This is a genomic window from Streptomyces sp. SID13726, from assembly GCF_010548375.1.
GTDB lineage: Bacteria > Actinomycetota > Actinomycetes > Streptomycetales > Streptomycetaceae > Streptomyces.
The window spans coordinates 25848-40914 of the sequence record NZ_JAAGLY010000029.1 but is presented as its reverse complement, the minus strand read 5'-3'; the positions used below and the strand labels follow the sequence as shown (position 1 = coordinate 40914).

At 69.1% G+C, this 15067-nt stretch carries 10 protein-coding genes; 5 read left to right on the top strand and 5 right to left on the bottom strand.

All coding sequences use genetic code 11. The features are described 5' to 3' along the window. Positions 1 to 109 precede the first annotated feature (109 nt). Positions 110 to 3025, bottom strand: a complete 2916-nt coding sequence (locus tag G3I78_RS41190) for a glycoside hydrolase family 48 protein (RefSeq protein WP_164434540.1) — start codon at positions 3023 to 3025, stop codon at positions 110 to 112. 253 nt (positions 3026 to 3278) lie between these two features. Here G3I78_RS41190 and G3I78_RS41185 point away from each other — a divergent pair, with 253 nt between their 5' ends. After that, the gene (locus tag G3I78_RS41185; RefSeq protein ID WP_203616213.1) at positions 3279 to 4757 is read left to right on the top strand and encodes a cellulase family glycosylhydrolase; all 1479 of its coding nucleotides are present in this window, start codon (positions 3279 to 3281) and stop codon (positions 4755 to 4757) included. 107 nt (positions 4758 to 4864) lie between these two features. Next, positions 4865 to 6577 (top strand): glycoside hydrolase family 6 protein, encoded by a 1713-nt coding sequence (locus G3I78_RS41180; protein WP_164434536.1) that lies wholly within the window; start codon positions 4865 to 4867, stop codon positions 6575 to 6577. A gap of 91 nt (positions 6578 to 6668) precedes the next feature. Here the strand turns inward: G3I78_RS41180 and G3I78_RS41175 are convergent, their stop codons facing one another. Continuing rightward, the gene (locus tag G3I78_RS41175; RefSeq protein ID WP_164434534.1) at positions 6669 to 7481 is read right to left on the bottom strand and encodes a phytanoyl-CoA dioxygenase family protein; all 813 of its coding nucleotides are present in this window, start codon (positions 7479 to 7481) and stop codon (positions 6669 to 6671) included. Between the two features lie 139 nt (positions 7482 to 7620). Here G3I78_RS41175 and G3I78_RS41170 point away from each other — a divergent pair, with 139 nt between their 5' ends. Continuing rightward, positions 7621 to 8577 (top strand): class I SAM-dependent methyltransferase, encoded by a 957-nt coding sequence (locus G3I78_RS41170; RefSeq protein ID WP_164434532.1) that lies wholly within the window; start codon positions 7621 to 7623, stop codon positions 8575 to 8577. A gap of 218 nt (positions 8578 to 8795) precedes the next feature. Next, on the top strand, positions 8796 to 9497 hold the full coding sequence (locus G3I78_RS41165; protein ID WP_164434530.1) for an SDR family NAD(P)-dependent oxidoreductase: 702 nt from the start codon (positions 8796 to 8798) through the stop codon (positions 9495 to 9497). Positions 9498 to 9562: 65 nt separating this feature from the next. On the opposite strand, the gene G3I78_RS41160 is transcribed toward G3I78_RS41165, so the two are convergent. Next, positions 9563 to 10399 (bottom strand): aldo/keto reductase, encoded by an 837-nt coding sequence (locus tag G3I78_RS41160; RefSeq protein WP_164434528.1) that lies wholly within the window; start codon positions 10397 to 10399, stop codon positions 9563 to 9565. A gap of 200 nt (positions 10400 to 10599) precedes the next feature. Between G3I78_RS41160 and G3I78_RS41155 the strand changes: the two genes are divergently transcribed. Then, the gene (locus G3I78_RS41155; protein ID WP_164434526.1) at positions 10600 to 11388 is read left to right on the top strand and encodes a heparin lyase I family protein; all 789 of its coding nucleotides are present in this window, start codon (positions 10600 to 10602) and stop codon (positions 11386 to 11388) included. 8 nt (positions 11389 to 11396) lie between these two features. Here the strand turns inward: G3I78_RS41155 and G3I78_RS41150 are convergent, their stop codons facing one another. Together G3I78_RS41150 and G3I78_RS41145 are read right to left on the bottom strand one after the other, a co-directional pair. Beyond that, positions 11397 to 13223 carry an AMP-dependent synthetase/ligase gene (locus G3I78_RS41150; protein WP_164434524.1) on the bottom strand — a complete coding sequence of 609 codons (1827 nt, stop codon included), beginning with the start codon at positions 13221 to 13223 and terminating at the stop codon, positions 11397 to 11399. A gap of 248 nt (positions 13224 to 13471) precedes the next feature. Next, the gene (locus G3I78_RS41145) at positions 13472 to 14971 is read right to left on the bottom strand and encodes an MFS transporter (protein ID WP_164434522.1); all 1500 of its coding nucleotides are present in this window, start codon (positions 14969 to 14971) and stop codon (positions 13472 to 13474) included. Positions 14972 to 15067 lie beyond the last annotated feature (96 nt).

Sequence of the window (15067 nt, the reverse complement as noted above, 5' to 3'; positions counted from 1 at the left end):
TCCAGGGGCGCGGGGCTGTATCCATTTGCGGCTCCGCCGCGTGGGCGCGACCAGCCACAACGGACCCGCAGCCAGAACACGGCCCCACCCGCGGAGCGCCCGGCGGGGGCTATTCCAGAAGCTCCGCGTACGAACCCATGGCCAAGGCGATGTCCGCCTGAGCCCAGAACCGGTGATACGTGAACGACGGCACCGCACCGCCCGCGAGATACGCCTCGATCTTCGACCAGGCGGGATCGTCCTCGTAGAACGACCGGAGGGAGTCGAAGGTCGACGACGAGTTGATCGCGTCACCGTTCGGCATGGTCCCGGTCCACCCGCTCGGCACGTACACCGAGTCGTCGAAACGGTTGTAGTCCGCCCGGTTCTCCGGGACGGCGATCCCCAGCGCGTCCTGGTAGTTGTTCCACATGCCGTCCAGCAGCGCCTTCGCGGTCGTGGCGGCGGCCGAGTCCCCGGACCGGTCCGCGTAGTACGTCAGCGTCTTGGCGTACGCGGCCGTCACACCGACGTCGTTCGTGTAGTCGGCGACGGTGACGTGAAGTCCGCTGTTGGCGCCCGGACTTGACGCGTTCCAGGTGTCGGGCTGGCCCGACCACTGAAGCGTCGACGGGATCTGGTACGTGCCGTCCGGGTTGATCGTGGTCTTGGACAGAGCCCACTTGACCCACTTGTCGAGGACCGTCTTGGCCTGCGCGTTCCCCGTCTGCTGGTAGTACTCGGCCACCCGCTCCATCGACCACGCCTGGAAGCCGAACCACTGGTTGGACGGCGGGTCGTGGTAGACGGGCTGCTGGTCGTAGTACATGCCGTAGAAGGTCGACGTACCGGCCGGGGGAGTCGCGTAGCGGCCCGCCCAGCTGTTCGTCGCACCGCCCGCGATGGCACCCTCGTCGGACTGCAGCCAGCGGTAGAACTCCAGCTGCCGGGTCAGCGAGGTGTTCCAGTCCGCCGCGCCCGTCGCCGACTTGGGCTTCAGGTCGGCGTAGGAACTCAGCGCGTACGCGGCCATCGGGTTCTGGTAGCCGCCGTGCGTGTGGCTGGAGCCGATGCGCCAGGCCCAGCCCGCCGAGGTGTCGGTGGCACCGCCCCAGGCGTAGTACCAGGAGAGCAGGTAGTGCGAGGAGTTCTTGCCGCTGCCGGCCGCGCAGGCGGTCGGACCGACACAGTTGCCGATCTTCTTGAAGTACTTGTCGTACATGGCGTAGCGCAGATAGTCGCCCATCTTCGCGGCCTTGCCCACGGTCGCGGAGACATCGGCGCCCTTGCCCTGCGCCTTGGCCCAGGTGTCGGCCCAGTACGCGGCCTGCACCGCGCGCGCGTCGGCGTCCGGGGCGTTGGTGAACTTCCACTGCTTCGCGTAGGAGGCGTCACCGGTGAAGAGGTCCAAGTACCCGTTCTTGCCGCCGTACTTGAACTGGTCACAGGTCGGCTGCGGCACCGTCTCCCACACCGACTCCTGCGCACCGCGCTGGAAGGTGTTGATGTACGACGGTCCGGTGTCCGTGGGTCCGGCCTCGCACTTGCCCGGCGAGTTGCCGTAGCCGTACACGTTGTCGACGTCCTGGAGCCAGTGCATGCCGTAGACGTCGTCCGTGCCGTACGCGCTCTTCAGCTCGCCCGCGATCGGGTCCGCGCCGACCGACACCCCGGTGTCCAGCTTCGCCGGGTACTCGTTCGGGGTGTCCAGCTCGGGCGCGTAGGTCGCCGGCTTGGAGGCGTTGTAGAAGGAGTTGGTCGGCTGGTCGGCGTGGGTGGGGATCATGTACTTCTCCATGATGTCCCAGGCGCCGTTGAACTTGGACCAGTCGCCGGTCACCTTGCCGTACATGGCCTGGAGCCACAGGAGGTAGCTGTACGCCTCCGAGGTGGTCTCGTGGCCGTGGTCGGGCGCCTCGACGATCAGTGTCTCGACCGAGTGGTAGGGGATGCCCTCGGGGGAGAAGTAGCCGTTCGCCGGGTTGGTGATCTTGCCGTACAGATCCAGGAAGCGGGCGTTGTACGTGCCCGTCGCCGCGATCTGGGTGACCGTCACCGCGGCCTTGGCGTGACCGGTCGCCGTCGACTCGAAGGTCGCCGCGCCGGTGCCGGAGGCGTTGCCGGTGATGGTGACCGTCTGCGCGGTGTTCCAGTTCGACGGGGTGAAGGTGAGCGAGGCCCCACCGGTCACCGTCAGACCCGAGTTGCCGCTCGTGCGGGCGGTCGCGACCGTCACGTTGGCCGAGGGCTGCGTCGACAGCTTCACGGTGTACGTGCCCGTCTTGCCCTGCTGGACGGCGAGTTGAGTGGCCGAGGCGACGACCGCGGGACCCGAGGCGACCGTGATGCCGACCGGCGTCGACTCACCGGAGGCGCCCAGGCTGTCGTACGCCTTCGCGAGGAGCGAATGACTGCCCACGGTCAAGCTTGAGACCGAGAGCGAGTACGGCGCCGTCGTGTCCGTGCCGAGCAGCGTGGTGTTGTCGTAGAACTCCATCTTGCTGATCGTGGCGCCGTCCGCGGCGGCCGCTGTCGCCGCGAGCGGGACCGCGTCGCCCTGGGTGTAGACCGCGCCCGCGGCCGGGCTGGTCAGCACGGTGATCGGCGGCTGGTGGGCGCCGGTGCAACTCGTGCCGTTGATCGCGAAGTTGGCCGGGGCCGCGTTGGTGCCGCTGTAGGTGAACTGCGCCCCGGTGGAGACGGCCGCGCCCGCCGCGATGTTCGCGTTGTACGTGGCGCTGTTGACGGTGACCGTCTGGCCGGACTGCGACCAGGTGCCGTTCCAGCCGTTGCTGAGCTTCTGGTTGCCCGTGTAGGCGTACGTCAGCGTCCAGCCGTTGATGGCGTCCGTGCCGCGGTTGGTGATCGTCAGATCCGCGGTGAAACCGGAGCCCCAGTCGTTGGTCTTGTAGTCGACACTGCACTGAACTGCCGCTGCCTGTGCGGGAGTTGAAGCCGCACTCAGCATCGCGAACGGGAGGGCGAGGGCCGCCACGACAGCGGTCCATATTCGCCGGACGGCCCGGCGTCTCCTGGTGGGGGGCATTGCTGGTTCCTCCTTGTGCGGCTCGGAGAAGTCAAGGCTTGAACCAGTGGGAGCGCTCCCATAGTGAGGACGAGGGTTCAAGTGGTCAAGGCTCTTGAAGAGTCGAAAAGATTCGACGAACGCGGCTGAAGGAAAGTCAAGTGACCCCTCTGTTCTTTGCCGTCACTTGGCGCTACCTTCCTTGACACCAGTGGGAGCGATTCCATCAGTCGACGCGTCCGTCACGGACACGCTGATCTGCAAGGAGTCGCTCATGCGACACCCCCCGCGTTCAGTACTTTTAGCCGTTGCCGGTGCGGTCGCCCTTCTCGGGTCCGTGACGGTTCCGGCGGTCACGGCGTCCGGCGCCGCCCCCGCGTGCTCGGTGGAGTACACCGTCACCAGCCAGTGGGACAGCGGCTTCCAGGGCACCGTGAAGGTCACCAACAACACCGCTGCCGTGAGCAGTTGGAGCCTCGCCTTCGACTTCGCCGGCGGTCAGAGGCTCACCCAGGGCTGGAACGCGAAGTGGTCCCAGTCCGGTACGACGGTCACCGCGGCCAACGAGAGCTACAACGGTTCGTTGGGCAGCGGCGCGAGCGTCAGCGCCGGATTCATCGCGTCCTGGTCGGGGAGCAACGCCGTACCGACCTCGTTCAAGCTCAACGGCACCGCCTGCAACACGGCGGCCGAACCCACACCGGAGCCCACGGACCCGCCGTCGGACCCCGGTGACGGCACGGCCCCCGCGCTGCGCGTGTCCGGCAACAAGCTCGTGGACTCCGGCGGCGCCACCCGCCGGCTGCTCGGCGTGAACCGGTCCGGTGGCGAGTTCATGTGCGTCCAGGGCCGGGGCATCTTCGACGGGCCGGTCGACGACGCCTCCGTGAAGGCGATCGCCGACTGGAAGGCCAACACGGTCCGCATCCCCCTCAACGAGGAGTGCTGGCTCGGCCTGTCCAACATCAACCCGGCCTACGCCGGGGCGAATTACATCAACGCGGTCAAGGGCCTGGTCGACAAGGTCAAAGCGCACGGCATGACACCCGTGGTCGAACTGCACTGGACCTACGGGCAGTACACCGGCAACTCCGCCGGCTGCTCCGACGTGCACGCCAGTTGCCAGAAGCCGATGCCCGACATGCAGTACACGCCCGCCTTCTGGGCGTCGGTGGCGAACACCTTCAAGAGCGACCGCACCGTCGTCTTCGACCTGTTCAACGAGCCCTACCCGGACCGCGCGACCTCCACGACCACCCAGGCGTGGCAGTGCTGGCGGGACGGCGGCACCTGCCCCGGCATCGGATACCAGGTCGCCGGCATGCAGGACCTCGTCGACAGCGTCCGGGGCACCGGCGCCACCAACCTGATCCTGGCCGGCGGGATCGCGTACTCGAACGACCTCAGCCAGTGGCTGACGTACAAGCCGGCCGACCCGGCGGGCAATCTCGCCGCCGCCTGGCACGTGTACAACTTCAACACCTGCTCGAACGAGAGCTGCTGGAACTCCTCGCTCGCCCCGGTGGCCGCCCAAGTTCCCCTGGTGGCCGGGGAGATCGGCGAGAACACCTGCTCACACGGATTCATCGACCAGGTCATGAAGTGGTTCGACGCCCGCGGCCTGTCGTATCTGGGCTGGACCTGGAACACCTGGGACTGCTCCTCCGGGCCCGCCCTGATCAGCGGCTACGACGGCACACCCACAGCGTTCGGCACCGGGCTGCGTGACCATCTGCGCGCCCTGAACGGATAGCACCCGCTCCGACGCACAGCACTCGCTCCGAAGCACAGCACCTGCTCTCCAGCTCACAGCACCCGCTTGACGGACAACACCCGCGACCGAGAAGGAAACCCGCACTCATGAGTCGTACGAGAACCGCGCTCCTCGCTGCCCTGGCGCTCGTCGCCGGGGCCTCCGGGACCGCCCTCGCCGTGGCCCCCGCGGACGTCGGCATCGCCGCGATCCCCTGCACCGTGGACTACAAGGTGCAGAATCAGTGGGACACCGGCTTCACCACCGCCGTCACGATCACCAACAACAGCGCCGCCAAGTCGAGTTGGGCGCTGAAGTGGTCGTACGCCGGAAACCAGAAGGTCTCCAGTTTCTGGAACTCCAAGATCAGCCAGAGCGGTACGACCGTCACCGCGACCAATGAGACCTACAACGGCACGCTCGCCACCGGCGGTTCGGTCAGCTTCGGCTTCAACGGGACCTATAGCGGCACCAATGCCCTGCCGACGACCTTCACCCTCGACGGCGTGACCTGCAACGTCGACGACGGCGGCAGCGGCCCGACCGACCCGCCGGACCCCGGGGGCGGCACCAAGGTCGACAACCCGTACGCCGGCGCCAAGGTGTACGTGAACCCCGAGTGGTCCGCGAAGGCCGCCGCCGAGACCGGTGGCAGCCGGATCTCCAACCAGCCCACCGGCGTCTGGCTCGACCGGATCGCCGCCATCAACGGCGTCAACGGCGGCATGGGGCTGCGCGCCCACCTCGACGCGGCCCTCGCGCAGAAGGGCTCCGGCGAAGAGGTCATCCAGCTGGTGATCTACGACCTGCCCGGCCGTGACTGCGCGGCCCTCGCCTCCAACGGCGAGCTCGGCCCGACTGAGATCGACAAGTACAAGACCCAGTTCATCGACCCGATCGCCGCGATCCTCGCCGACAGCAAGTACAGCTCGCTGCGGATCGTCACCACCATCGAGATCGACTCGCTGCCCAACCTCGTGACGAACACGGGCAGTCGGCCCACCGCCACCGCCGCCTGCGACACCATGCTGGCCAACGGCAACTACGTGAAGGGCGTCGGCTACGCGCTGAACAAGCTCGGCGCGATCCCCAACGTCTACAACTACATCGACGCCGGCCACCACGGCTGGATCGGCTGGGACGACAACTTCGCCGCCAGCGCCACCATCATGAAGCAGGCGGCCACCGCCGAGGGCGCGACCGTCGACGACGTCCACGGGTTCATCGCCAACACGGCCAACTACAGCGCCCTGAAGGAGAACAACTTCACCATCAACGAGTCCGTGGCCGGAAAGTCGGTCCGTGAGTCGAAGTGGGTCGACTGGAACCGGTACGTCGACGAGCTGTCCTTCGCGCAGGCCTTCCGCAACCAGCTCGTCTCCACGGGCTTCAACTCCGGTATCGGCATGCTGATCGACACCTCCCGCAACGGCTGGGGCGGCAGCGCGCGGCCGTCCGGGCCCGGCGCCATGACCGACGTCGACACCTATGTCAACGGCGGTCGCTACGACCGGCGCATCCATGTCGGGAACTGGTGCAACCAGTCCGGGGCCGGTCTCGGTGAGCGGCCGAAGGCCAGTCCCGCCGCGGGCATCGACGCGTATGTGTGGATGAAGCCGCCGGGGGAGTCGGACGGGTCCAGCTCCGCGATCCCGAACGACGAGGGCAAGGGGTTCGACCGGATGTGCGACCCGACGTACACCGGGAACCCCCGGAACGGGAACAGCATGTCCGGGGCGCTGCCCAACGCGCCGCTGTCCGGGCACTGGTTCTCCGCGCAGTTCCAGCAGTTGATGCAGAACGCGTATCCGGCGCTCTGAGTGACCGCGGGGTGCTGTGCGATTTCGGGCCGCGGGTCCGTCGTGGCTGGTCGCGCAGTTCCCCGCGCCCCTGAAAACCGCCGGGGTCCGGTCAGTTCTCCTTGGCCAGGCCCCGGCGGATCGCGAACTCCACCGCCGAGTAGTCGCCGTCTGCTCTGTCCAGCTCGTAGGGAACTGCCGGGAGCAGTGGAGGTTGGGCCATGAAGCGTGGGGTCGTGCCGTGGTGGGGTTGGGCCGCGTGGACCAGGAAGGGGTGGCAGAGGTAGACGTCGCCCGGGCTGCCGGTCGCGTGGGCGAGTTCCCGATGAGCCGAGGCCTTGTCCACCTGCGGTCCCAACTCCAGGAAGGACGCGCCCTGTTCGCCGTACGGCTCCAGGATCGGCGGTACGTCGAGATGGGAGCCGACTCTGATGCGGGTCGGGGCGTTCGCCTCGGTGACCTCGGTGAAGAGGAACAGCATCAGCAGGGCGCGGTCCTTGGAGCGCAGATTGGTGTGGTACATCCCGGGCTGGGCGTCCTCGGGGAGATAGCTGCCCTCGATGTGCCAGCCCGCGTCGTCGGGTTCCTCCTCGTGCGGGAAGCGCAGCGGGAAGGTGCCCAGCGAATAGCGGGGCTGCCAGCGATTCTCGCCCACCAGCAGGTCGAACGCCTCATGCAGGGCAGGGGAGTTGGCGGCCGCGGCGAACGGCCCCTGGGCCATTCCGGGCACCCGTACCACCGGGTCCTTCCAGGTGGCCGGGTCCTCGGGGTCGTACCCCGTCTCCCGCCACAGCAGCGACGCGCAGTGCTGGGCGACGCGCGGTGGGAAGGCGCCCTCGATCTTCACGAAGCCGTCTTCAAGGAAGCGCTCCACCAGTTCGTCGTCCATGGGGTCATCGTGGAGGAGTCGCCCGGGTGGGCGCATCCCATTTTCTTTACGTCCGCTTTGCCGTCCGGTCCGGCTTGCGCTTTTGCCGCTGATTTTTGCCGTCATGGCAACACCGCTGGCCTCTTCCCGGTGCGTCGGCGCACGCTGGCCGCATCCCGACGAGAGGCTGACCAGCATGGCGCACGATCACGGCACACACGGACACGACGACCACGACCACGGTGACGGCCACGGGCACGGTGACGGCCACGGGCACGGTGACGGCCACGGGCACCACCACCACGACCACACCGACATCGACTGGGCCCGGATGGCCACGCACCTGGAGACCCAGGCCGAGCTGTTCACGCCCCTGTACGAACGGGCCCTCGCCTGGCTCGGGCACAAGCAGACCGAGCCGGGGATGATCGTCGACGCGGGCAGCGGCCCGGGGGTGCTGTCGTGTCTGCTCGCCGAGGCGTTCCCCGGGGCCCGCGTGGTCGCCGTCGACGGCGCCGAACCGCTCCTGGAGCGGGCCCAGGCCCGTGCCGAACGGCTCGGTGTCGCCGACCGGTTCGGCACGCTCGCCGGTGAACTGCCGGGTGTCCTCGACGACTTGGACTACCCCGTCGATCTGCTCTGGGCCAGCCGGAGCCTGCACCACCTCGGCGACCAGCGGGCCGGGATCGCCGCGTTCGCCTCGCGGCTGGCGCGCGGTGGCACGCTGGCGTTGATGGAGGGCGGGCTGCCCGCGCGGTTCCTGCCGCGGGACATCGGGATCGGGCGGCCGGGGTTCCAGGCGCGGCTCGACGCGCTGGAGGAGAAGTGGTTCGCCGAGATGCGGTCGGGGTTGCCGGACTCCGTCTCCGAGGTGGAGGACTGGCCGGGGCTGATGGCCGCGGCGGGGCTTCGGCACACCGGGACACGTAGTTTCCTGCTGGATCTTCCGGCGCCTACGACTGATCGGGCCCGGGCGTACATCGCGGCTTCGTTGGGGCGGTTGCGGGATGTGTTCGGGGAGGAACTGGAGGCGGGGGACCGGGAGGTGCTGGATCGGTTGCTCGACCCTGAGGACGCGGCGAGTGTGCATCGGCGGGGAGATCTGTTCGTGCTGGCGGTTCATACCGTGCATACGGCGGTTCGGGTCGGTTGAGGTTGCCGACGCAGAGTCCATACGCGGCGGCGGGACGGTGTCGACGGGGCTCGGCGAGACGGGGTAGCGGCGCTACTTCCCCTCGGCCGACTACCGCCGGACGTGCGGCACTTGACTTCGAGAATGCTCCAACTGATGTACTCCCCGGCATCCACACGAACACAGCGGACGCGAGAACTCAGCGGACGCGAGAACTCAGCGGAACACAGGGGGAAGCCATGTCCGAAGCACCGGTCGCGCTCATCACCGGCGGCGGCAGCGGTATCGGCGCCGCGGTCGCGCGGCAACTGCTCGACGCGGGCCACCGGGTGGCCGTCACCGGCCGCGGTGAGGCCCGGCTGCGGGCCTTCGCCGAGGAACTCGACGACCCGGACGGCCTGTTGACGTTCGTCGGCAACGCCGCCGAGTACGCGGACGTCAAGGCCGCCGTCGACGGCACGCTCAAGGAGTTCGGGCGACTGGACACCGTCGTCGCCAACGCGGGCTTCGCCACGCACGACACCGTCGCCGGGGGTGACCCGGCGGGCTGGAGCGAGATGGTGCTGACCAACGTCCTCGGCCCCGCCCTCCTCATCCGCGCCTCGATCGACGCGCTCAAGGAGACCCGCGGCCGGATCGTGCTGATCGGCAGCGTCGCCGGGTTCGTCCACGGGCCCGGCAACATCTACGGGGCGACGAAATGGGCGGTGACCGGCCTCGCCGAGAACGCCCGGCGCGAGGTAACGGAGTTCGGCGTCGGGGTCACCCTGGTCGCCCCGGGACGCGTGGAGACGCCGTTCTGGGACGGCTACGGCAGCCTGCCGCCCGGCCACCTGCTCACCGCAGACCAGATCGCCGACTCGGTGATGTGGGCCGTACGGCAGCCGGAGGGCGTCGACATCAACACCGTGGTCGTACGCCTGATCGGGCAGCCTGTCTGACACACGGCGGCCGGTGGTGAACCCCCTCGCGACAGGGGCTCACCACCGGCCGGACCGCGGTGCCGTCAGGCGGCGTTGAACGTCGAGGGGTCCGGGCCGAGACGCCGGTCCTCGTTCAGCGCGCTGATCGCCGCCAGGTCCTCGGTGTCGAGGCTGAAGTCGAACACCTCGATGTTCTCCTTGATCCGCGACGGCGTCACGGACTTCGGGATCACGACATTGCCGAGCTGGAGGTGCCAGCGCAGCACGACCTGGGCCGGGGTGCGGCCGTGCTTCTGGGCGACGGCCACGACGGCCGGGACCTCCAGGAGGCCCTTGCCGGAGCCGAGCGGCGACCAGGCCTCGGTCGCGATGCCCTGCTCCGCGTGGTACTCGCGGGCCGCGTGCTGCTGGAGCTGCGGGTGCAGTTCGATCTGGTCGACGGCCGGAATGACGGACGTCTCGGAGATCAGCCGCTCCAGGTGGTCGGGTTCGAAGTTGGAGACGCCGATGGCCTTGATCCGGCCGTCGGCGTGCAGCTTCTCGAACGCCTTGTAGGAGTCGACGTACAGGTCGCGGGAGGGGGTCGGCCAGTGGATCAGGTACAGGTCCACGTAGTCCAGGCCGAGCTTCTCCAGCGAGGTGTCGAAGGCGCGCAGGGTGGCGTCGTAGCCCTGGTCGGAGTTCCAGAGCTTGGTGGTGACGAAGATGTCCTCACGGGCCACGCCGGAGGCCGCGATCGCCTTGCCGGTGCCCACTTCGTTGCCGTAGATCGCCGCTGTGTCGATGCTGCGGTACCCGGACTCCAGCGCGATGGCGACCGCCCGCTCCGCCTCGTCGTCCGGCACCTGCCAGACGCCGAAGCCCAGCTGGGGCATCTCCACGCCGTTGTTGAGGATGATCGGGGGGACCTTGCTGCTCACGAGCTCTTGATCCTTACGGTTGTCGTCAGGTGGTACTCCCATCGTCAACGATCACGAGCCGTGATGCATTCCTGACCGGGAAATCAGTCCGGTCTCTTTGGTTCGGACCATTGACCGCCAACTGCCCTGCGGCGACCCTGGATTGCGTCACTGAACATCGTGTATGCATGTGAACGCCTACCCGTGAGGTGAGATTTGTCATGAACGCATCCAGAAGGGCCCTGCTGGGCGCCGCGCTCGCCGGTGCGGCGGGAGCCGTGGCCGGACTCCCCGGCGCCACCACCGCCCACGCCGCCTCCTGGCAGCAGAAGTGGGCGCCCTCCGCGAGCGGCGACGGACTCGGTGCCTTCGAGACCGTCGAGGACGACCGCGCCGACTCCCACCCCGGCGGACAGCCGCACATCTACGCGACCGGCGGCAACTGGCGCTTCAACATGCACATGGCCGACCGCGACACCTCGACCGACCGCCAGCGCCAGGAGGTCACCGGGCTGCGCACCAGCGGCAGCAGCTACCTCAAGTGGACACAAGGCCAGACCTGGCGGGTCACGTACTCGATGTACATCCCCAGCTCGCTGAAGGCGACCACCAGCTTCACCCACATCATGCAGATGAAACAGCCCGGCACCGGCTCCTCGCCGATCGTCGTGCAGTCCCTGCGCCGGGTGAACGGAGCGCAGACCATCGAACTGAAGCTGTTCGACAGCGACACCCTGGTGGGCCGCACGAGCCTCGACCCGCTGCACGACAAATGGACCGACGTCGACTTCCAGATCAAGGTCGGCAACGGTACGGCGGGCTCGGTGCGCTGGATCCTCAAGTCCGGCGGCGCCACGGTGGTCGACGCCTCGAAGACCGGGGTCGACACCTTCCTGGCCGACCGGGTGCGCCCGAAATGGGGCATCTACCGCTCGCTCGGCGACACCTCGGGGTCCCTCCAGGACACCTATCTCCTGCTGACGAACCTGCGCGGCTACCAGCTGGTGTGAGCCGGCGCTCAGGCCCGGTAGAGGGCCTCGACCTCGTTGGCGTACGCCGCCTCGATCGCCTTGCGCTTCAGCTTCAGGGACGGGGTCAGCAGCCCGTGCTCCTCGGTGAAGGGCTGGGCCAGGATACGGAAGGTGCGGATCGACTCGGCCTGTGAGACCAGGGTGTTGGCGGCGACCACCGCGCGCCGCACCTCGGTCTCCAGGTCGGCGTCGCGCACCAGCTGGGCCGCGGGCATCCGCGGTTTGTCCCGCATCGCCAGCCAGTGCTCCACGGCCTCCTGCTCCAGGGTGACCAGGGCGGCGACGTACGGGCGGTCGTTGCCCACGACGATGCACTGCGCGACCAGCGGATGGTCGCGCACCCGCTCCTCCAGCACCCCGGGCGAGACGCTCTTGCCGCCGGAGGTGACGAGGATCTCCTTCTTGCGGCCGGTGATGGTGAGATAGCCGTCCTCGTCGAGCGAGCCCAGGTCACCGGTGGCCAGCCAGCCGTCGTGCAGGGTCTCGTCGGTGGCCTTCTCGTTGTTGAGATAGCCCTGGAAGATGTTGTCGCCGTACAGCCAGATCTCGCCGTCGTCCGCGATGTGCACGGTCATGCCAGGGATGGGCTGCCCGACCGTGCCGTAGCGGGTGCGCTCGGGCGGGTTGGCGGTCGCCGCCGCCGTCGACTCGGTGAGGCCGTACCCCTCGTAGATGTGCACGCCCGCGCCCGCGAAGAACAGCCCCAGCTTGCGGTCCATGGCCGAGCCGCCGGTCATCGCCTGCCGGATCCGCCCGCCCATCGCCGCGCGCATCTTGGAGTAGACGAGCTTGTCGAAGAGCTGGTGCTGCATCCGCAGCCCGGCCGACGGACCGGGACCCACACCCCAGGCCCTGGCCTCCATGGCGTCGGCGTACTTCACCGCCACGTCCACCGCCTTCTCGAACGGCCCGGCCTTGCCCTCCTTCTCGGCCTTGCGGCGGGAGGCGTTGAAGACCTTCTCGAAGATGTACGGCACCCCGAGGAAGAAGGTGGGCTTGAACGCGGCCAGGTCGGGGAGCAGGGCGGCGGCGTTCATCTGCGGCTGGTGGCCGAAGCGGACCCCGCCGCGGATCGCCGCCACCTGCACCATCCGCCCGAAGACATGCGCGAGCGGCAGGAAGAGCAAGGTCGCCGCCTCGTCGCCCTTCTTGGAGTGGAACACCGGCTCCCAGCGGTCGATGACGGTGTCCGCCTCGTACATGAAGTTGCCGTGCGTGATCACACAGCCCTTGGGGCGGCCGGTGGTGCCCGAGGTGTAGATGATCGTCGCCGTCGAGTCGGGGGTGACCGCCTGCCGGTGGCGGTGCACCACCTCGTCCTCGATGGGGGTGCCGGCGTCGTACAGCTCCTGCACCGCTCCCGAGTCCAGCTGCCAGAGCCGGTGCAGATGCGGCAGCCGGTCGATGACGGTGGCGATCGTCATCGCGTGGTCCTCGTGCTCCACGACCGCGGCCGTGCACTCGGCGTCGTACAGCGCCCAGAAGCACTGCTCGGCGGAGGAGGTGGGGTAGACCGGCACCACCTGCGCGCCGATGGTCCACAGCGCGAAGTCGAACAGCGTCCACTCGTAGCGGGTGCGGGACATGATGGCGACCCGGTCGCCGAACCGGATGCCCTGCGCGAGCAGACCCTTGGCCAGGGCCATCACCTCGTCACGGAACTCCGCGGACGTCACGTCCCGCCACTGTCCGTGCTCGTCCTTGCGGCCGAGGGAGATGTGCAGCGGGTCGTTCCGGGCATGCTCGAAGACGACGTCGGCCAGTCCGCCCACCGGGGGTGCCAACGCCAACGGAGGGTTGGTGAACTCGCGCAAACCCCGCTCCCCGCTCTCCCTGGCGCTCAGTGACGCTCCGCACAGCGCCGTGAAAGCTACCCCACCGACGGAACCGACGGGAGGGGGGCCGAAGCCGAGCGACGCTCACGTCCGGCCAGGTCAGTACGGGAAAATGCGCCCACATAGGGAAGGGTCGGACAGAAAACTGACGGTTGAGTAAGTTTCGGCAGCGTAATCTCCACCGAATCTGTACGACCCCACTCCGCTTCGCGACGCTGGTGAAACGGTTATCCCCGGGGCGCCGTGCTCCCTTCCTCCAGCGTGGCGGGCCCGGCATTCGTCACTCCGCTCCGGGGCGCGCGCTCCGCCCGGACCAGGGCGAGCACCAGCGCCGCCGCCGCGACCCCGGCCGCGCCCAGCACGGTGAACGTGGAGTTCAGTCCCGAGGCGAACGCGGCCCGCAGCGCGTGCTCGCCGAACGTGCCGCGCAGGGCCGCCGCCCCGCCGCCCGCCAGGGTGTGCGCCGCGTCGTGCGGCAGGGCGTCCCGCATCCGGGACGTCAGTACGGTGCCGCAGACGGCGACCCCGAGCGCGTACCCGAGCTGCCGGAACGTGTTCACCGCCCCGCCGGCCATGCCCGACCGCTCGGCCGGCACCGCCGCCAGCGCGGCACCTGCGATCGCCGGGGACACCAGCCCGGTGCCCACCCCGACCAGGACGAGACCCGGCACGAGCGCCGTCCAGGTCGAACCCGCCCCGAGGACGGCCTGACAGAAGGAGCCCGAGCCGACCAGCAGCAGCCCGCCCCCGATGAGCAGCCGGGCCGGCACGCCGTGCAGCAGCTTCCCGCCGAGGATCGCGACCACCACCGAGGCCAGGCAGAGCGGCAGCAGCGCCAGGCCGCCGCGCACCGGACTCATCCCGAGCAGCGTCTGCATCCAGATGGAGGTGTACGCCAGCACCCCGAACGCCACGCCGTTGAAGGCCAGCGCCCCCGCCATCACGCCCACGAAGGCCGGCTTGCGCAGCAGCGACAGATCGAGCAGCGGATGCGCGACCCGGCGCTCCACCACGACGAAGGCCACCAGGGCGAGCGCCGCGAGCCCGAACGAGGAGAGCGTGGCGGTCGCCGTCCAGCCGTCCTCGCCGGCCCGCACCACGGCGTAGGTCGTGCCGCCCGCGAACCCCGCGAAGGCGAGCGTCCCCAGCCAGTCGACGCGCATCCCGCGCGGCCCCCGCGACTCCGGTACGGCCTTCAGCGTCAGCCACACCGCGACCACGCTCACCGGCAGGTTCACGAAGAAGATCCACCGCCAGCCCGGCCCCTCGGCGAGCAGCCCGCCGAGCACCGGCCCGACCGCCGCCGCCCCGCCGCTGACCGCGCCCCACACCCCGAGCGCCGCCGACCGCTGCCGCCCCTGGTAGACCGAGCCGAGCAGCGGCAGCGTCGTCGCGAGCATCGCCGCAGCGCCGATCCCCTGCACCGCCCGCGCCGCCACCAGCGTCCCCGGCCCCGGCGCCAGCCCGCACAGCAGCGACGCCACCGCGAACAGCACCACACCCGCCACATGCACCCGGCGCCGCCCGAGAATGTCGGCGGCGGCCCCCGCGCCCAGCAGCAGCGCGGCCAGCGCGAGCGCGTACCCGTCGACCACCCACTGCAACTCGCTCAGCGACGCGTGCAGCGCCGCCGCCATGTCCGGCAGCGCCACCACCACGATCGTCACGTCCAGCAGCAGCATGAACGTGCCCAGACACACCGCCGTCAGCGGTCCCCACGTACGCATGTCCTCAACTCCCTGTGTGTCGGATGCGTCTTGTCTCCGTACGATGACCACCACGCGGCCGATCACAACGGAAACCCGGCCCCGGTCGCCGTAGTC

What these genes read in the sequence shown, in the direction of transcription:
- G3I78_RS41190 (WP_164434540.1), bottom strand. Translation starts at nt 3,025, where the DNA reads ATGCCCCCCACCAGGAGACGCCGGGCCGTCCGGCGAATATGGACCGCT.
- G3I78_RS41185 (WP_203616213.1), top strand. Translation starts at nt 3,279, where the DNA reads ATGCGACACCCCCCGCGTTCAGTACTTTTAGCCGTTGCCGGTGCGGTC.
- G3I78_RS41180 (WP_164434536.1), top strand. Translation starts at nt 4,865, where the DNA reads ATGAGTCGTACGAGAACCGCGCTCCTCGCTGCCCTGGCGCTCGTCGCC.
- G3I78_RS41175 (WP_164434534.1), bottom strand. Translation starts at nt 7,481, where the DNA reads ATGCGCCCACCCGGGCGACTCCTCCACGATGACCCCATGGACGACGAA.
- G3I78_RS41170 (WP_164434532.1), top strand. Translation starts at nt 7,621, where the DNA reads ATGGCGCACGATCACGGCACACACGGACACGACGACCACGACCACGGT.
- G3I78_RS41165 (WP_164434530.1), top strand. Translation starts at nt 8,796, where the DNA reads ATGTCCGAAGCACCGGTCGCGCTCATCACCGGCGGCGGCAGCGGTATC.
- G3I78_RS41155 (WP_164434526.1), top strand. Translation starts at nt 10,600, where the DNA reads ATGAACGCATCCAGAAGGGCCCTGCTGGGCGCCGCGCTCGCCGGTGCG.
- G3I78_RS41145 (WP_164434522.1), bottom strand. Translation starts at nt 14,971, where the DNA reads ATGCGTACGTGGGGACCGCTGACGGCGGTGTGTCTGGGCACGTTCATG.